This is a genomic window from Paragemmobacter straminiformis, from assembly GCF_014243445.1.
GTDB lineage: Bacteria > Pseudomonadota > Alphaproteobacteria > Rhodobacterales > Rhodobacteraceae > Paragemmobacter > Paragemmobacter straminiformis.
Window position 1 is genome coordinate 166,855 of record NZ_JACLQD010000002.1, and the last position, 15,177, is coordinate 182,031.

Genomic DNA, 15,177 nt, shown 5'->3' on the forward strand with positions numbered 1-15,177 from the left:
GCGCGGTGGACGGCGGACGGGTCTTGAACCTGCCCGCGCGGAGGGGGTAGGTTCGGGCAGCGCCACAGGTTTCTTGCGCGGCGCGGAAGGCCCCGCCATGTCAGACCCCCAGATCACGCCGGAGTTGTTGCTGCGCGGCTATGCGGCGGGCATCTTTCCGATGGCCGAGGGGCGGGACGATCCGGAAATCCACTGGATCGATCCGCGCCGGAGGGGGGTGTTGCCTCTGGACGGGTTCCATATCTCGCGCAGTCTGCGGCGGCGGATCCTGACCTGCGGCTGGGATGTGCGGGTGGACACGGATTTCGCGGGGGTGGTGCAGGGCTGCGCCGAGCGCGAGGAGACATGGATCAACGCCGAGATCTTTCAGCTATACACCGCGCTGTTCGAGGCGGGATTTGCCCATTCGGTCGAGGTATGGGAGGGCGAGGCGCTGGTCGGCGGGGTTTACGGCGTGACGCTGGGGGCGGCGTTCTTCGGGGAAAGCATGTTCTCGCGCCGGACCGATGCGTCGAAACTGGCGCTGGCCTATGCGGTGCATCGCCTGCGGGCGGGCGGGTTCACGCTGTTTGACACGCAATTCATCACGCCGCATCTGGCCAGCCTTGGCGGGGTCGAGATCGCGCGGGCCGAATACAGGCGGCGGCTGGCCGAGGCGCTTGAGGCGCGTGCCCGCTTTGCGCCCGAGGGTTACTGGCCGTCGCCTTCGGATGTGGCGGGGTCTTCGGCGGGCTGATCGGCGGCCGGGTCTACGGGGGGCGGCAATTCGGGCGTGACGCAGCGCAGCACCCAGACATCGTAGCGCGGATGGTCCAGCGCCGAGAGGGCGGGGGAGGAGGCGATCATCCAGCCGTCGAACACCGGCTTTGCCACATCTTTCTCGAGGATGGTCAGATGGGCTTCGGCATCCGAGGCGGGGTTGTCGGCTGGGTAGCGGCAGGAATCGAGCCGGATGGTCAGGCGGCCGCTTTCGGCCTCTTGTCCGAGGGTGAGTTCGATATCGGCGGTTTCGCCTGTCAGCTTGTCGAGCCAGCGCAGGACGCCCGCGTCGGCATCGGCAAAGTCCTGCGCCGCAGCGAGCTGCGGCAGCAGGACCAGCGCCGCGACGAGGCGTTTCATGGCGCGCCCCCGGCGGCAGGATCGGCGGCAGGATCGGCTGCGGGATCGGCGGATTTGTCGCCGCCGCCCGCGAATTTCATCATCAGCGAAATGACCGAGACGGCACCTTGGGTGTCTTCGATCTCGGCGCCCGCGGCGTAGTTCTCGGGCGAGCCGCCGGGGACGAGTTCGACGAAATTGCCGCCCAGAAGCCCCTCGGACGAGATGAGGGCTGCGGAATCGTCGGGAAGCTGGACGCTGCCCTGCACCGAAAGCGTGGCATCGGCGAAGAAGGTCTGCGGGTTGAGGGCGAGGGCCGTGACGGTGCCGACCTTGACGCCGGCAAGGCGGACGTCGGTGCCGACGGTCACGCCTTCGACCGAGCGGAAGGAGGCGCGCAGGTCATACTGGCCGCTGGAGGATTGCCCCGTGCCGGTAAGCTGGCCTGCATAGACCAGAAAGCCGATGGCTGCGGCGAGAACGGCGGCGCCTGCGGCGACCTCTGCCTTTGATCCGGCCATCAGAGCGCCCTCATTCCGGCTGCCACGCCTCGTAATCCTTGCGCGCGACGGGTTCGCTGCGGCGGATCGAGCCGGTGGGGGCATAGGCGGCTGTCGTGCCGGTCAGGTTTTCCTGATGCGGCTTTTCCCATGCCTTGTGCGGCAGGGGCGAGGTGGTGGGCGGGGCGTCCCAAGTGTGGTGCAGCCAGCCGTGCCAGTCGGGCGAGACGCGGCTTGCCTCGACCTCGCCGTTGAAGATCACCCAGCGGCGTTTGGCATCGCGGGTTTCGTAGTAGATGTTGCCCTGCGCATCCTCGCCCACCTTGACGCCGCGACGGGCGGTGAAAAGCTGGGTTCCGAGGGTCTGGCCGTTCCACCACGTCACGAGCCGCTTGAGGAAATCCATGATCCGCCTCTTTGAAAACAATCGCCTTCCATATGGCGGAAAGGCGGGGCGAGGTCCAGAGGCTAGCGGGGGGGGTGTGGCAAGAAGCGGGGGCTGCCCGCGCGATATCCGGGGCGGGGAGGGGGCTTCGCGGAGGTGCGGGCTTTACAAAGGCGGGGAAGTCGGCCCCCTTTGGCAGACAGGCAAGAGGGGTGCAGCAAGATGGGTATCAAACATCCGAGGTTCCTGCTGTTTCTGGTCGTGGCGCTTGTCGCGGGGGCGGCGGCGCGGGCGGTCGTGCCGCTGGAGGAGGCGGTGGTTCTGGGCTTCGATGCGGGGGCGCTGGTCTTTCTGGGCAGCTGCCTGCAACTGTGGCTGGTGGACCATCCCGATGCCATCCGGCTGCGCGAGGCCCGCGATGACGGGGGGCGGGTGCTTCTGGCGCTGGTCGCGCTGATGGTGCTGGCGTCTGTGCTGCTGGCGCTGGCCCTGATGATCCGCGCCCGCAACGCCATCGGCGGCGAGGTTGCGGCGATCATCCTTGGCACGCTGGTTCTGGCATGGCTTTGCGCCAATCTGGTGCATGCCTTCCATTACGCCAATCTTTACCACGCGCCGCCCGCGCGGCAGAAGCCGGGGGGATTGCGCTTTCCCGGCGGAGAGGTGCCGCTTTTCGCGGATTTCTGCTACTTTGCCTTTGTGATCGGGATGACCTCGCAGGTGTCGGATGTGGCGATCGAAAGCCGTCCGATGCGCAGGCTGGCGACGCTGCACGGGTTGCAGGCGTTCTTCTTCAACCTCGGGGTGCTGGCGCTAACGATCAACATGCTGTCGCAGGCGCTGTAGGGGGGCGCTTTTCCGGCGGGGCGTTTTGGGGTGTGCCGTGTTCGGCGCGCCGTTTGAGGGGGGGGCCAGCCCCCCGTCCGGCCTTGGGCCGGACTCCCCCCGGGATATTTGGGGCAAGAGGAAGCGGGCGGGGTGGAGCGTTCGTGGCGGGCGGAGCGTTCGGGGCGGGTGGAGCGTTCGGGTCGGGTGGAGCGTCAGGGGGCGGGTGGGGGAGATGCAGAAGGGGGGCCGAAGCCCCCCTTTGCCGTCACTCCGCGAATTGCGCGGCGAGCCATTTTTCCAGCCAGTGGATGTTGTAATCGCCGTTCTGGATATCGGGTTCGGCAAGCAGCATGTGGAAAAGCGGGACCGAGGTGTCGATGCCGTCGATGATGAGTTCGCCAAGCGCGCGTTTCAGGCGGGCGAGCGCCTCGGGGCGGTCGCGGCCATGCACGATCAGCTTGCCGATCAGGCTGTCGTAATAGGGCGGGATCGAATAGCCGCCGTAAAGCGCCGAATCCATCCGCACGCCAAGCCCGCCTGGGGCGTGGAACACGCGCACCTTGCCGGGGCAGGGGGCGAAGTTGGGCAGCTTCTCGGCGTTGATCCGCACCTCGATGGCGTGGCCGTTGATCTCGAGGTCGGACTGTTCGAAGGACATCGGCAGGCCTGCCGCGACGCGGATCTGTTCGCGCACGAGGTCGACGCCGAAAATCGCTTCGGTCACGGGGTGTTCGACCTGAAGGCGGGTGTTCATTTCGATGAAATAGAACTTGCCGTCTTCATAGAGGAATTCGACCGTGCCCGCGCCGATGTAGTTGATTTTGGCCACGGCCTCGGCGCAGATCGTGCCGATTTCCGAGCGCATCTTGGGGGTGATCGCGGGGCCGGGGGCTTCCTCGAACACCTTCTGGTGGCGGCGCTGGAGCGAGCAGTCGCGTTCGCCCAAGTGGACCGCGCGGCCCTTGCCGTCACCGAAAACCTGGATCTCGATGTGGCGGGGCTTCTGGAGGTATTTCTCGATATAGACTTCGTCGTTGCCGAAGGCGGCCTTCGCCTCGGACCGGGCGGTGCGGAAGGCGACTTCGAGTTCCTCGGCGTTCCGGGCCACCTTCATGCCGCGCCCGCCGCCGCCGGCGGTGGCCTTGATGATGACCGGAAAGCCGATGGCCGCCGCGGTGCCGATTGCCGTCTCGAAGTCGGCGACGCCGCCTGCGGAGCCAGGCACCACGGGGATGCCGAGGGCGGCGGCGGTTTCCTTGGCGGTGATCTTGTCGCCCATGATGCGGATATGTTCCGCCGAGGGGCCGATGAAGGTGATGCCGTGGTCTTCGAGCGCCTGCGCGAAGGCGGCGTTCTCGGACAGGAAGCCGTAGCCCGGATGCACCGCTTGCGCGCCCGTGATCTCGCAGGCCGAGATGATCGCGGCCTTGTTGAGATAGGAGTTGGTCGAGGAGGCGGGACCGATGCAGACCGATTCATCGGCCATGCGGACATGCATGGCATCGGCGTCTGCGGTGGAATGAACGGCGACCGACTTGATCCCCATTTCCCTTGCCGCGCGGATCACGCGCAGCGCGATCTCGCCGCGGTTGGCGATCAGGATCTTTTCGAACATGGCGCGCGCCCCTTATTCGATGATGAGGAGCGGCGCGCCGTATTCGACGGGGGTGCCGTCGTCGACGAGGATGCGCTTGACGGTGCCGGATTTGGGGGCGGGGATGTGGTTCATCGTCTTCATCGCCTCGATGATGAGGACGGTCTGGCCTTCGGTCACGGTGGCGCCGACGGTGATGAAGGGCGTGGCACCGGGTTCGGCGGCCATGTAGCAGGTGCCGACCATCGGCGAGGTCACGGCGCCCGGATGCTGGGCGGGATCTTCGATCGCGGCGGGGGCGGCGGCGGCAGGGGCTGCGGCTGCGGGCGCTGCGGCATAGGCCACCGGAGCGGGGGCCGCGACTTGCGTCGTCACGATGTTGGCCTGTTTCACAACGCGCACTTCGAGGCTGTCGTCTTCGCCGTATTCGCGTTTGACCGAAAGCTCGGTCAGGTCGTTCTTGTTCAGAAGTTCGGCCAGTGCCGAAATGAAGGCGACGTCCGCGTCGGAGTTCTGTTTGCTCATGCCGTCCTCTGTTGGCGTTTTCGCCATTGGTTCTAATCGGGTCGTGCCGCGCGGGCCAAGCGGGGGCGCGGAACGTTCCGGCGCTTATACGCCACCCCGTTCAGGGTGAAAAGCGCCGATGTTTGCCGCGAAATTCATCATTCAAACCGTGTTGGGGAAGGTTTACGCGAGAATTTGCGCGGAATCTGCGGCGCGGGTTATTTTACCATTTGATAAAAAACAAAGCCTGTGCCAGCCTTTTCCCAACGAGAAAAGCAACAGGGAGCAATGCCTTGTCCAACAGTCCGCTGACCCCCGGCATCGTGCCGAACCGTTTGCCCGAAGCCACTCTGGCGCAGAATTTCGGGGACCATATCGCTCCGCTCGACCGGCACGAGGCGCGGGTTGCGGCGGACCGGTGCTATTTCTGCCACGATGCGCCCTGCATGACGGCCTGTCCCACGGGAATCGATATTCCGCTGTTCATCCGCCAGATCGCGACCGGAACGCCCGATGCGGCGGCGCGGACGATTCTGTCGCAGAACATCCTTGGCGGCATGTGCGCGCGGGTCTGTCCGACCGAGACGCTGTGCGAGGAGGTCTGCGTGCGCGAGGTGGCCGAGGGCAAGCCCGTCGAGATCGGGCGGTTGCAGCGCTTTGCCACCGATACGCTGATGGCCAAGGGCGTGCATCCCTTTGCGCGGGCCGCCGCGACCGGCAGGCGCGTGGCCGTGGTGGGGGCGGGGCCGGCCGGTCTGGCCTGTGCGCATCGCCTTGCGATGAAGGGGCATGAAGTCGTCATCTATGACGGGCGCGGCAAGCCCGGGGGGCTGAACGAATACGGGATCGCCAGCTACAAGGCGGTGGACGATTTCGCGCAGGCCGAGGTGGCGTGGCTGCTGAAGATCGGCGGGATCACCGTGAAGAACGGCATGATCCTCGGGCGGGATGTCATGCTGGCCGATCTGCAGCGCGGGTATGACGCGGTGTTCCTCGGCTTCGGCCTGGCGGGGGTGAATGCCTTGCGGGCCAAGGGCGAGGATCTGGCGGGTGTGGCGGATGCGGTGGAGTTCATCGCCGGTCTGCGGCAGGCGCGCGACAAGGGGGCCGTGCCGGTGGGGCGCAATGTCGTGGTGATCGGCGGCGGCATGACGGCGGTGGATGCGGCGGTGCAGTCGAAGCTGCTCGGGGCCGAAAGCGTGACCATCGTCTACCGGCGCGGGCAGGAGAAGATGGCCGCATCGGGCTATGAGCAGGAGCATGCGGCGGCGGCGGGGGTGCGGATCATCCACAACGCGGCCCCCGTGGCGGTGCATGGCGACGGGGCCGTGGCCGAGGTGGAATTCGCCTATACCGAGGATAGGGCCGAGGGGCTGAAGATCGGGGCCGAGACCTTCCGGCTGAAGGCGGACCAGGTGTTCAAGGCCATCGGCCAGACGCTGGCGGGCGCGCCCGAGGGGCTGATGGTGCAGGGCGGCAAGATTGCCACCACGGGCGCGGGGCGTACGAGTGTGGCGGGCGTCTGGGCGGGCGGCGATTGCGCGGGGGGCGGCGAGGACCTGACCGTCACGGCGGTGGCGCAGGGGCGCGATGCGGCGGAGGATATCCACGCCGCGCTGGCCGCGAAAGGATAGGCGATGTGCGGCGGCACTTCACAGGGGGGGTCCGCGTTCCCATCTAGGGAGCGGGCAACCTGTGCGGGGGATGATGTCGGTCGACGCGGTTTTGCAATTCCTCGAGCGGCATCAGGATTGGTCGTTTCTGGTCACCCTCGTCTTCGCTTTCGCCGAGACGCTGGCCTTTCTGTCGCTTCTGGTGCCGTCGACCGCGATCCTTGTCGGGGTGGGCGCGCTGATTTCGACGGGCGCGCTCGACTTCCTGCCGATCTGGGCGGGGGCGGCGACGGGGGCGGTGATCGGCTCGTCGGTGAGCTGGTGGCTGGGGGCCCGCTATGGCGAGGCCTTGCTGAAACGCTGGCCGATGAACCGCGACCCGTTGCTTGTGGCGCGCGCGACCGAGGCCTTCCGGCGCTGGGGGCTGCCTGCGGTCTTTATCGGGCATTTCTTCGGACCGCTTCGGGCCATCGTCTTCCTGTTTGCCGGAATGACGCGGATTCCCTTTTGGCGGTTTCAGCTGGTGAACCTGCCCGGTTGTCTGGTCTGGGCTTGGTTCGTGCCGAAATCGGGCGAGATCGGCGGCGAGATCATCGGCTGGCTTTGGGGGCTGTTCGGGGTCTGACCCGCGCCCTGCCGTGCCGCCCTGTCACACACACTCAGGACCGCGCGGCACGGACCGCGGCGGCTCTTCAACATGGAGGTTCTCATGGCTGACCTTTCCGCGAATTTCATCGGCATCCCCTCGCCCAACCCGTTCTGGCTGGCCTCGGCCCCGCCGACGGACAAGGAATACAACGTCCGACGCGCCTTTGATGCGGGCTGGGGCGGGGTGGTGTGGAAAACGCTGGGGTCCGAGGGGCCGCCGATCGTCAACGTCTCGGGCCCGCGCTACGGGGCCATCTGGGGGGCGGACCGGCGGCTTCTGGGGCTGAACAACATCGAACTGATCACCGATCGCCCGCTTCAGGTGAACCTTGATGAAATCCGCCGCGTGAAGCGGGATTATCCCAAACATGCGCTGGTCATCTCGCTTATGGTGCCCTGCGACGAGGAGTCCTGGAAAGACATCCTGCACCGGATCGAGGATACCGGCGCCGACGGCGTCGAGCTGAACTTCGGCTGCCCGCATGGCATGGCCGAACGCGGCATGGGGTCGGCCGTCGGGCAGGTGCCGGAATATATCGAGATGGTCACCGCATGGGTGAAGCACTATTCGAAGATGCCCTGCATCGTGAAGCTGACGCCCAACGTCACCTCGATCCTGCCGCCTGCCATGGCGGCCAAGCGCGGCGGGGCGGATGCGGTGTCGCTGATCAACACGATCAAATCGGTGACCAATGTCGACCTCGACCATTTCTCGCCCTTTCCGATGATCGACGGGCAGGGCAGCCACGGCGGCTATTGCGGACCGGCGGTCAAACCCATCGCGCTGAACATGGTGGGCGAGATCGCCCGCCACAAGGACACGCGGGGCCTGCCGATTTCGGGGATCGGCGGCGTCACAACCTGGCGCGACGCGGCCGAGTTCATGGCGATGGGGGCGGGCAATGTGCAGGTCTGCACCGCCGCCATGACCTACGGGTTCAAGATCGTCGAGGAGATGATCTCGGGCCTGTCGCAATACCTTGACGAGAAGGCGATGACGCTGGATGCGCTGGTCGGACGGGCCGTGCCGAATTTCGTGGAATGGCAGGACCTGAACCTGAACTACGTCACCAAGGCGAAGATCGACCAGGATGCCTGCATTTCCTGCGGGCGCTGCTATGCCGCCTGCGAGGATACCAGCCATCAGGCCATCGCCATGAGCCCCGAGCGGGTGTTCACGGTGAAGGACGAGGAATGCGTGGCCTGCAACCTTTGCGTCAACGTCTGCCCCGTGGAGAATTGCATCACCATGGTCGAGATGCCCAAAGGCGCCCTCGATCCGCGCACGGGGCGCAGCGTTGGCGACTACGCAAACTGGACCACGCATCCCAACAACCCCTCGGCCCAGGCGGCGGAGTGAGGCGCCGGTTCTGCGGGCGTTGCGCGGGGGCGAAGATTTTTCGGACGAAAAATCTTCGGGCGGAAAAATCTTCGGAGGAAGATTTTTCGCGCTTCGCCTAGCAGACGAGGCGCATTTCGCCGGTGTTGCACAGGACGATGTATTGGCCGCCGATTTCGATCAGGTGGAATTTGCGGCGTCGCACTTCGGCCTCAAAGGCCGCGCGGCCCATTTCGCGCTCGATGCTGGCGACCGAGCGGCGGACGATTCCGCCCCGCGCGACGGCTTGTGCCGAAAAGAGCGTCCGGATCCACGGTTCGTTGCGGGCAGGGGGCGAAGGGCGGTGCGACATGTTCATGGGGACGGTATGACGGCACAAGGTTAAGGGCGGGTTAACGCAGCCCGCTTGCGGCGTCGGGCTTTCGCGCCTAGCTTTGCGGGATGCAGAATTATTCCCTCCTTGATCTATGTCCCGTGCCCGAAGGGGCGACGCCTGCGCAGGCTTTGGCCAATACCGCCGATCTGGCGCGCCATGCCGAGGCTTGGGGCTATCACCGCTACTGGCTGGCCGAGCATCACAACATGCCGGGCATCGCCTCGGCGGCGACCGCTGTCGTGATCGGCCATGTCGCGGCGGCGACGAGGACGATCCGGGTGGGGGCGGGGGGCATCATGTTGCCGAACCATGCGCCGCTGGTCGTGGCAGAGCAGTTCGGCACGCTGGCCACGTTGTTTCCCGGGCGGATCGAGCTTGGCCTTGGACGGGCGCCGGGGACGGATATGGCGACCGCGCGGGCCTTGCGGCGGCATATGGAGGCGGGTGACGAGTTTCCGCAGGATGTGCTGGAGCTGCTGGGCTATTTCGCGCCCGACGACGCCGGGGCGCGCATCCGCGCGGTGCCTGCGACGGGGACGCAGGTTCCGGTGTGGATTCTGGGATCGTCGCTCTATGGCGCGCAGCTTGCGGCCTATCTGGGGCTGCCCTATGCCTTTGCCTCGCATTTCGCGCCTGCCCTTCTGGGGGCGGCTTTGGAGACCTATCGCGCGACTTTTCGCCCGTCGCAATGGCTGGACAAGCCCCATGCGATGATGGGGATGGGGGTCTGCGCCGCCGGGACGGATGCCGAGGCGGAATTGCTGCGATCGTCGCAGATCCTTGCCTTTGCGCGGTTGCGCACGGGGCGGCCGGGCCTGCTGCCGCGCCCGACGTCCGACCTGTCCGAGGTGGGAGAGGCGGCGATGGCCGAAGTGCGGGGGGCGATGTCCTGTTCGGCGGTGGGCAGTGCCACTACGGTGCGGCGGCAGATGGCGGCACTGGTCGACAAGTTCCGCCCCGACGAGGTGATGCTGACCGGCATGATCCATGACCACGCGGCAAGGCTGCGGTCTTTCGAGATCGCGGCAGAGGTTGCGGCGGGGCTGGTTTCGGCAAAGGCGGCGGCCTGACGCGGCGCTTGCGGCCGATCCGGGCGGCTTGCCTGCGGTCTGCGCCTGACCCGCACCGGTTGCGACCGTGTCGGGCGTTGCAGATGAGTATTTGCGCAAGGCTGAAGGCGGAGCGGGGGGCTTTGCCTGCGGCCTCAGGGGGCCAGCAATTTGCGAAAGAGCGTGTCGAGGTAGTCGCCCGCTTCGGCGAAAGGGTCGTGGCCCGCGCCGAGGACGGCACGGGTCTGGGCGTCGAAATCGGCGTAATGCTGGGTGAGGGCCCAGATCGAGAACACCAGATGCACGGGCGGCAGGCGGGCGATGCGGCCCTGATCCATCCAGCCTTGCAGGACCTTGGCCTTTTCATCGACCAGCGTTTTCAACTCGCCCTCGATGGCGTCGCGCATGCGGGGCGCGCCTTGCAGGATTTCATTGGCGAAAAGGCGGCTTTCGCGGGGAAAGTCGCGCGAGAGTTCCACCTTGCGTTTCACGTAGCCGAGGATTTCGTCCAGGGGGTCGCCCTTGGGGTCGAGGTCGCGCAGCGGGTCGAGCCATGTGGCCAGAAGGCGGGTGAGCAGGGCCTGATGCATCGCCTCTTTCGAGGGGAAGTAATAAAGCAGGTTGGGTTTGGACAGGCCTGCCACTTCGGCGATCTGGTCGAGCGTCGCGCCGCGGAAACCATAGGTCGAGAAAACGTCGAGCGCCGCTTCGAGGATGGTCTCGGAGTTCTTCTGCTGGATGCGGGTGCGGGGCTTGCTGTCGGATGCGCCGGTCATGACTTGCCTTTGGGTCGCCCTGCGGTGCGGGGCTTCGGATGGCTTTGAATCTGGCGGAAAAACCCGCAGGATGCAAACGGTGGAATGCGGCGCAGACGGGGGGGCATGCATGGCTGGCGTGGTGCGCGACGGGCGGGCGATGGTGGCGGGCATGTCGCCCCTGCTGGTCGAGGGGCGCTTTGCCTTTGTCACGGGCGCGCCCGGGTTGCTGGCCGTGGCGCTGGCGATGTTCCGCGAGGCGGAGGGGATGTCGCTGATCGTGCCGGCGGCGCATGCGCCCGAGGCGGTGGCGATGCGCTGCATCACGCTTCAGGTACAGTCGGCCCTTGACGGGGTGGGGCTGACGGCGGCGGTGGCGACGGCGCTGGCCGCCGAGGGCATCGCCTGCAACATGGTCGCGGCGCATCACCACGACCATGTCTTCGTGCCCGAGGAGAGCGCCGCGCGCGCGGTCGAAGTGCTGCTTGCCTTGCAGGCCCGCGCGGCGGGCTAGGTCACTCGATCAGGGCCATCATGCCGAAGGGCAGGGCCGTCAGCATGGCGGTGATGATAAGCATGGCGGTGGTGAGGCCTTTGAACATCGGGTTTCCTTTGCCGGTTGCGGTTCGTTTGCACAAAGGCAGATAGGTCTTTCGCGGCCCGATGGAAGAGGGGCGGCCAGAACGATGTCAGCTTTCGCCACGCACGCGGGTCAGCACGATGTCGAGCGCGGGGTGCCATGCGTCGAGTGCGCCTTTCGCCCCGAGCGCGCGGACGAGGGCTTCGGTGATGCCGCCGGGTGTGGCGATGCCGGGGGTGATTTCGGCAAGGCTGGCGGTTTCGTTCAACAGAACGGTCGCGTTGCCGATCAGGGTTTCGGCGATCAGGCGGCGGGCGTCGGACCCGTCCATGCCGTTGGCGGCGAACCAACGGGTCAGGCTGTCCATCAGGAAGAAGCTGGCACCCGAGAGCGCGCCGAAGGCGGTGGCCGTGACGAAGGCGGTTTCGTCGGTGAAGCCGTGGACAGGGCCGAGGGTGGCAAGGAAAGCGTGCCATGCGGGATCTGCGGGGTAGAGCAGGCAGGGCCCCGCGCCATAGGCATTGGCATGGCCCGGCATCATCGTGCAATGCGCGGCGGCGGGGCCGACCGCGGCGGCAAGCGGCGCAAGGCGGGTGCCTGCCATCGCCGAGAGGACGGATTGGCCCGCGTGGAAGCGCAGGGTTTGCAGGATTGCCAACCCGTCGCGGGCGGGCAGGCAGACCAGGACCAGATCGGCCCCGTCCACCACCTGCTGGTTCGAGGCGGCAAGGGTGACATCGGGGCGGGCGCCAAGCGTTTTGGCACGGCGCGAGGGGGCGACGAGGAAGCCGAACCCCTTGCCCGCCGCGCCGCGGATCAGGAATTCGGCAAGGTGGCCGGTGCCGAGGATGCCGATGGTGGTCATTTGCGGGGCCGTCCGTTCAGGGGGAAAGGGGCGTTGCGGCCGGGGGGCATGCGCGGGTTACGGCATTTCGTCCAGCACTTCGGCCACGGCCTTGGCGGTGGCTTTGATGTCGTCCTCGGTGTGGACGATGGCCGAAAGGGAATGCAGCGTGGCCGAAGGGTTCATGTAGATGCCCTTGTCGAAAAGCCGCAGGACGAAGTTGCGGAACTTGACGCGGTCGACATGGGTGCAGAAATCGCGGAAATCGTTGATTTCGGGCTGGTCGGTGAAGAAGATCTGGAACATCGAATTGACCGATTGCACCACCATGCCGTGCCGGTTCGAGGTTTTCGCCACGCGGGTCAGCTCGGCCGCCATCGACTGGCCGAGGGTCTTGATACGCTTGAAACCGGCCTGATCGTTTTCGAGCATGGTCTCGAGCATGGTCTTGGTCACATGCAGCGCAAGGCGGCCCGCGTTATGGGTGCCGAAATGCAGCACCTTGCCCCATTCGAGGCCGGCCATCACATCAGCCCGCCCGCCGATCATCGCCATCGGCAGGCCGCCGCCAAGCGCCTTGCCATAGGTCACGATATCGGGGGTCAGGCCGTAAAGCTCGGCGCAGCCGCCCGCGGCGAGGCGGAAGCCGGTGACGGTTTCGTCAAGGTAGAAGAGCGCGCCGTATTTGCGGCAGAGGTCCTCGATATGTTTGAGGTAGCCCGGTTTCGGCGGGATCACGCCCATGTTGGACATGACGCCTTCTGTCACCACGCAGGCGGCCTCGGCGCCGTGCAGGCGCATCGCGGTTTCGATCGCGTCGAAATCGTTCCAGCGGACGACGATCGTGTCCTTCCACGCCTCTTCGGGGATGCCCGAGGAGTCGGGGATGCGGATCGGATCGTTCGGATGGCCGAACATGGTGGGCGGCAGCGGGTTGGTGTTGACGAGGACCGCGTCCCACCAGCCGTGGTAATGGCCTTCGAACTTGATGATCTTGCGCCGTCCGGTATGGCCGCGGCAGAGGCGGAAGGCGGCCATGGCGGCCTCGGTTCCGGTGTTGGCGAAGCGGACCTTGTCGACATGGGGAAGCAGGGAGACGAGCATTTCGGCCACCTCGACCTCGACCTCGAGGGCGGTGGCGAAATGGGTGCCGCGGGCGACCTCGCGCGTGACGGTCTCGACGATGCGGGGATGGGCGTGGCCCAGGGGAAGCGCGCCGAAGGCCATCATCCAGTCGATGTACGCGCGCCCGTCGACATCATAGAGGCGCGCGCCCTGACCGTGGCTCATGTAGCGGGGGGCGCCGCCGAAGGTGGCGGGGCCGCGCGAGGCGGAGGAGACGCCTTCGACCAGCACCTTCATGCCGCGGTCGAAAAGGGATTGCGAGGTGTTGGACATGGAGGCCTCCGGCTTCGGTCTGCGGGAAGGGTAGGGCCGTGGACGGGGGGCGCAAATCCGGAACCGACAGGGAATGTCGGGGCGGGACGCTTTGCGTGGAATTTTCCGGCGGGACGAATTTTCTGCGAAAATTCGGGGCCGGGATTCGGGGCCGGGATTCGGGGCCAGGATTCGGGGGCTGCATTCGGGGGCGGTGGCAGGTGCAGTGCCTGGGCCTTGCAAACGGGCTGGCGGAAGGAGGGGGGCCAGCCCCCCATCGGCCGCTGGCCGATTCCCCCCGGAGTATTTCCGGCAAGGATGAAGGGCGAAAGCTGCGTTCATCCTTGCCCAAATACTCGACTTTTCGGGTGGTCGGCGGGGGCTGCGCCGGACGGAAGGGCGCGGATTTTTCGCAGAAAAATCGTGTTGCCCCTAGTCTGGCAGCAGCGTGCGGATGGCGCGCACGGCAAGCGCGTGATCATCGGCCTGCGGCAGGCCCGAGACGGTGAGGCAGGCGACCATGCCCGCGCCCTTGACGCAGATCGGCACCGCGCCGCCCTGCGGGGCGTAGTCGGTGCTGTTCAGCCCGTGTTTCGACAGGTCTTCGTCCTTGGCCTTCATCACGGCCTGCGCGTGGAACGAGGCTTTGCGGAAGGCGAAGGCGGTGTTCGACTTGCGCCGTGCCCAGTTGTCGTTGAGCGGCGCCGAGCCGGGGAGGGCCGCATGAAACAGCGTGCGGTCCTGCGTGCGGATGTTCACCACGATGGGCAGTTTGTCCAGCTTGGCCATGTTCACCACGGTCAGGCCCAGCCGCAGGGCGGTTTCCTCGGAGAACTCGGGCAGGGACAGGCTGGCGGCTTCGGTTTCGAAATCTTGCGGGGTCATCGGGATTCCTTGGCTCAGGCGGCACCGATGCCGCGCAGGATGATGGATTTGACGCTGGCCTTGGCATCGCGCCATTGCTGGTCGGTGAGGGGTTTGCCGTGGTTCAGCGTTTCGATCTGGTGGCCGAAATCGGCGTAGTGCTGGGTGGTGGCCCAAAGCATGTAGAGCAGGTGGCGCGGGTCGATGGGGGCCATCTTGCCGGCGTCGATCCATGTCTGGATGGCGCGGATGCGGCCGTCGGTCCAGTCTTTCAGCGTGGTTTCGAGATAGTCCTGGATGACGGGCGCGCCCTGCATCACTTCGGAGGCCCAGACCTTGGAGCCGTGCGGGTGGCGGCGCGAGATTTCCATCTTGGCGTCGATATAGCCGCCGATGCCGGTGGCGGGGTCTTCGGCGCCGTCGAAGCTGGATGCGGCGTCGAGCCAGATTTCGAAGATGTCCTGCACCACGCGGCGGTAGAGTGCCTCTTTGGTGGGGAAATAGTAATGCAGGTTGGCTTTGGGCAGGCCCGCCAGATCGGCGATGAGTTGCATCGTTGCGCCGCCGAAGCCTGCCTCGGCAAAGACGCGCTCGGCGGCGTTCAGGATCAGCCGTTCATTCTCGCGCCTGATTTCTGTGCGGCGCGGGGCTTTGATGCGCGTGATCTGGGCAGGCGGGGGCATCGGGGCATCCGGACATTTTCGTTGACCAAGTGGTCAGGTTGTGCTGCGCTGGCCTTTGACCATACGGTCAGGAAACGAGTCGTTCAACGTCAGCTTTGAAGGCGTGGCATGCGGGCGCGTCAGACGCCCCACCACAGGGA

The 15,177-nt window shown here is 66.3% G+C and carries 19 protein-coding genes; 7 read left to right on the forward strand and 12 right to left on the reverse strand.

Annotated elements, in window-relative coordinates; translation table 11 throughout:
• The first annotated feature begins 97 nt into the window (after positions 1 to 97).
• A complete protein-coding gene (gene aat, locus H7F16_RS06610; protein ID WP_185796798.1) occupies positions 98 to 736 on the forward strand; it encodes a leucyl/phenylalanyl-tRNA--protein transferase in 639 nt (212 codons plus the stop codon).
• Here the strand turns inward: aat and H7F16_RS06615 are convergent.
• The 3 genes from H7F16_RS06615 to H7F16_RS06625 are packed head-to-tail and all read right to left on the reverse strand — an operon-like array spanning position 691 to position 2,004.
• Positions 691 to 1,119 carry a DUF2155 domain-containing protein gene (locus H7F16_RS06615; protein WP_185796799.1) on the reverse strand — a complete coding sequence of 143 codons (429 nt, stop codon included), beginning with the start codon at positions 1,117 to 1,119 and terminating at the stop codon, positions 691 to 693. The genes aat and H7F16_RS06615 overlap by 46 nt on opposite strands.
• Complete coding sequence (mlaD, locus tag H7F16_RS06620) at positions 1,116 to 1,619, reverse strand: outer membrane lipid asymmetry maintenance protein MlaD (RefSeq protein WP_185796800.1); 504 nt, start codon at positions 1,617 to 1,619, stop codon at positions 1,116 to 1,118. The genes H7F16_RS06615 and mlaD overlap by 4 nt, the downstream gene beginning before the upstream one ends.
• A 10-nt stretch (positions 1,620 to 1,629) precedes the next feature.
• Positions 1,630 to 2,004 carry an NADH:ubiquinone oxidoreductase subunit NDUFA12 gene (locus H7F16_RS06625; protein ID WP_185796801.1) on the reverse strand — a complete coding sequence of 125 codons (375 nt, stop codon included), beginning with the start codon at positions 2,002 to 2,004 and terminating at the stop codon, positions 1,630 to 1,632.
• Positions 2,005 to 2,205: 201 nt separating this feature from the next.
• On the opposite strand from H7F16_RS06625, the gene H7F16_RS06630 reads away from it, so the two are divergent.
• Positions 2,206 to 2,829 (forward strand): DUF1345 domain-containing protein, encoded by a 624-nt coding sequence (locus H7F16_RS06630; RefSeq protein WP_185796802.1) that lies wholly within the window; start codon positions 2,206 to 2,208, stop codon positions 2,827 to 2,829.
• 247 nt (positions 2,830 to 3,076) lie between these two features.
• On the opposite strand, the gene accC is transcribed toward H7F16_RS06630, so the two are convergent.
• The gene (gene accC / locus H7F16_RS06635; protein WP_185796803.1) at positions 3,077 to 4,426 is read right to left on the reverse strand and encodes an acetyl-CoA carboxylase biotin carboxylase subunit; all 1,350 of its coding nucleotides are present in this window, start codon (positions 4,424 to 4,426) and stop codon (positions 3,077 to 3,079) included.
• 12 nt (positions 4,427 to 4,438) lie between these two features.
• Positions 4,439 to 4,930 carry an acetyl-CoA carboxylase biotin carboxyl carrier protein gene (gene accB / locus H7F16_RS06640; RefSeq protein ID WP_185796804.1) on the reverse strand — a complete coding sequence of 164 codons (492 nt, stop codon included), beginning with the start codon at positions 4,928 to 4,930 and terminating at the stop codon, positions 4,439 to 4,441.
• 272 nt (positions 4,931 to 5,202) lie between these two features.
• Between accB and H7F16_RS06645 the strand changes: the two genes are divergently transcribed.
• The 3 genes from H7F16_RS06645 to preA all read left to right on the forward strand — a co-directional run bounded on the left by H7F16_RS06645 (position 5,203) and on the right by preA (position 8,530).
• Positions 5,203 to 6,543 carry an NAD(P)-dependent oxidoreductase gene (locus H7F16_RS06645; RefSeq protein WP_185796805.1) on the forward strand — a complete coding sequence of 447 codons (1,341 nt, stop codon included), beginning with the start codon at positions 5,203 to 5,205 and terminating at the stop codon, positions 6,541 to 6,543.
• A 70-nt stretch (positions 6,544 to 6,613) separates the two neighbouring features.
• On the forward strand, positions 6,614 to 7,147 hold the full coding sequence (locus H7F16_RS06650) for a DedA family protein (RefSeq protein WP_194308440.1): 534 nt from the start codon (positions 6,614 to 6,616) through the stop codon (positions 7,145 to 7,147).
• An 84-nt stretch (positions 7,148 to 7,231) separates the two neighbouring features.
• Complete coding sequence (gene preA / locus H7F16_RS06655; protein WP_185796807.1) at positions 7,232 to 8,530, forward strand: NAD-dependent dihydropyrimidine dehydrogenase subunit PreA; 1,299 nt, start codon at positions 7,232 to 7,234, stop codon at positions 8,528 to 8,530.
• 97 nt (positions 8,531 to 8,627) lie between these two features.
• On the opposite strand, the gene H7F16_RS06660 is transcribed toward preA, so the two are convergent.
• Entirely contained in the window at positions 8,628 to 8,861 is a 234-nt protein-coding gene (locus H7F16_RS06660) for an N-(5'-phosphoribosyl)anthranilate isomerase (RefSeq protein WP_185796808.1), read from the reverse strand.
• 89 nt (positions 8,862 to 8,950) lie between these two features.
• On the opposite strand from H7F16_RS06660, the gene H7F16_RS06665 reads away from it, so the two are divergent.
• On the forward strand, positions 8,951 to 9,955 hold the full coding sequence (locus tag H7F16_RS06665; RefSeq protein WP_185796809.1) for an LLM class flavin-dependent oxidoreductase: 1,005 nt from the start codon (positions 8,951 to 8,953) through the stop codon (positions 9,953 to 9,955).
• A gap of 134 nt (positions 9,956 to 10,089) precedes the next feature.
• Here the strand turns inward: H7F16_RS06665 and H7F16_RS06670 are convergent, their stop codons facing one another.
• The gene (locus H7F16_RS06670) at positions 10,090 to 10,710 is read right to left on the reverse strand and encodes a TetR family transcriptional regulator C-terminal domain-containing protein (protein ID WP_185796810.1); all 621 of its coding nucleotides are present in this window, start codon (positions 10,708 to 10,710) and stop codon (positions 10,090 to 10,092) included.
• Positions 10,711 to 10,819: 109 nt separating this feature from the next.
• Between H7F16_RS06670 and H7F16_RS06675 the strand changes: the two genes are divergently transcribed.
• Positions 10,820 to 11,203, forward strand: a complete 384-nt coding sequence (locus H7F16_RS06675; protein WP_185796811.1) for an ACT domain-containing protein — start codon at positions 10,820 to 10,822, stop codon at positions 11,201 to 11,203.
• A gap of 1 nt (position 11,204) precedes the next feature.
• Here the strand turns inward: H7F16_RS06675 and H7F16_RS19855 are convergent, their stop codons facing one another.
• From H7F16_RS19855 to H7F16_RS06695, 5 genes are all read right to left on the reverse strand, one after another.
• On the reverse strand, positions 11,205 to 11,327 hold the full coding sequence (locus H7F16_RS19855; RefSeq protein ID WP_277818362.1) for a hypothetical protein: 123 nt from the start codon (positions 11,325 to 11,327) through the stop codon (positions 11,205 to 11,207).
• 51 nt (positions 11,328 to 11,378) lie between these two features.
• The gene (locus tag H7F16_RS06680) at positions 11,379 to 12,134 is read right to left on the reverse strand and encodes a pyrroline-5-carboxylate reductase dimerization domain-containing protein (RefSeq protein ID WP_185796812.1); all 756 of its coding nucleotides are present in this window, start codon (positions 12,132 to 12,134) and stop codon (positions 11,379 to 11,381) included.
• A gap of 57 nt (positions 12,135 to 12,191) precedes the next feature.
• Positions 12,192 to 13,511 carry an aspartate aminotransferase family protein gene (locus tag H7F16_RS06685; RefSeq protein WP_185796813.1) on the reverse strand — a complete coding sequence of 440 codons (1,320 nt, stop codon included), beginning with the start codon at positions 13,509 to 13,511 and terminating at the stop codon, positions 12,192 to 12,194.
• A 411-nt stretch (positions 13,512 to 13,922) separates the two neighbouring features.
• The gene (locus H7F16_RS06690) at positions 13,923 to 14,375 is read right to left on the reverse strand and encodes a heme-degrading domain-containing protein (RefSeq protein ID WP_185796814.1); all 453 of its coding nucleotides are present in this window, start codon (positions 14,373 to 14,375) and stop codon (positions 13,923 to 13,925) included.
• Positions 14,376 to 14,389: 14 nt separating this feature from the next.
• Entirely contained in the window at positions 14,390 to 15,037 is a 648-nt protein-coding gene (locus H7F16_RS06695; RefSeq protein WP_185796815.1) for a TetR/AcrR family transcriptional regulator, read from the reverse strand.
• Positions 15,038 to 15,177 lie beyond the last annotated feature (140 nt).

What these genes read in the sequence shown, in the direction of transcription:
- H7F16_RS06675 (WP_185796811.1), top strand. Translation starts at nt 10,820, where the DNA reads ATGGCTGGCGTGGTGCGCGACGGGCGGGCGATGGTGGCGGGCATGTCG.
- H7F16_RS06650 (WP_194308440.1), top strand. Translation starts at nt 6,614, where the DNA reads ATGATGTCGGTCGACGCGGTTTTGCAATTCCTCGAGCGGCATCAGGAT.
- accC (WP_185796803.1), bottom strand. Translation starts at nt 4,426, where the DNA reads ATGTTCGAAAAGATCCTGATCGCCAACCGCGGCGAGATCGCGCTGCGC.
- H7F16_RS06665 (WP_185796809.1), top strand. Translation starts at nt 8,951, where the DNA reads ATGCAGAATTATTCCCTCCTTGATCTATGTCCCGTGCCCGAAGGGGCG.
- H7F16_RS06690 (WP_185796814.1), bottom strand. Translation starts at nt 14,375, where the DNA reads ATGACCCCGCAAGATTTCGAAACCGAAGCCGCCAGCCTGTCCCTGCCC.
- H7F16_RS06695 (WP_185796815.1), bottom strand. Translation starts at nt 15,037, where the DNA reads ATGCCCCCGCCTGCCCAGATCACGCGCATCAAAGCCCCGCGCCGCACA.
- aat (WP_185796798.1), top strand. Translation starts at nt 98, where the DNA reads ATGTCAGACCCCCAGATCACGCCGGAGTTGTTGCTGCGCGGCTATGCG.
- H7F16_RS06660 (WP_185796808.1), bottom strand. Translation starts at nt 8,861, where the DNA reads ATGTCGCACCGCCCTTCGCCCCCTGCCCGCAACGAACCGTGGATCCGG.
- accB (WP_185796804.1), bottom strand. Translation starts at nt 4,930, where the DNA reads ATGAGCAAACAGAACTCCGACGCGGACGTCGCCTTCATTTCGGCACTG.
- H7F16_RS06670 (WP_185796810.1), bottom strand. Translation starts at nt 10,710, where the DNA reads ATGACCGGCGCATCCGACAGCAAGCCCCGCACCCGCATCCAGCAGAAG.
- preA (WP_185796807.1), top strand. Translation starts at nt 7,232, where the DNA reads ATGGCTGACCTTTCCGCGAATTTCATCGGCATCCCCTCGCCCAACCCG.
- H7F16_RS06685 (WP_185796813.1), bottom strand. Translation starts at nt 13,511, where the DNA reads ATGTCCAACACCTCGCAATCCCTTTTCGACCGCGGCATGAAGGTGCTG.
- H7F16_RS06625 (WP_185796801.1), bottom strand. Translation starts at nt 2,004, where the DNA reads ATGGATTTCCTCAAGCGGCTCGTGACGTGGTGGAACGGCCAGACCCTC.
- H7F16_RS06615 (WP_185796799.1), bottom strand. Translation starts at nt 1,119, where the DNA reads ATGAAACGCCTCGTCGCGGCGCTGGTCCTGCTGCCGCAGCTCGCTGCG.
- mlaD (WP_185796800.1), bottom strand. Translation starts at nt 1,619, where the DNA reads ATGGCCGGATCAAAGGCAGAGGTCGCCGCAGGCGCCGCCGTTCTCGCC.
- H7F16_RS06680 (WP_185796812.1), bottom strand. Translation starts at nt 12,134, where the DNA reads ATGACCACCATCGGCATCCTCGGCACCGGCCACCTTGCCGAATTCCTG.
- H7F16_RS06630 (WP_185796802.1), top strand. Translation starts at nt 2,206, where the DNA reads ATGGGTATCAAACATCCGAGGTTCCTGCTGTTTCTGGTCGTGGCGCTT.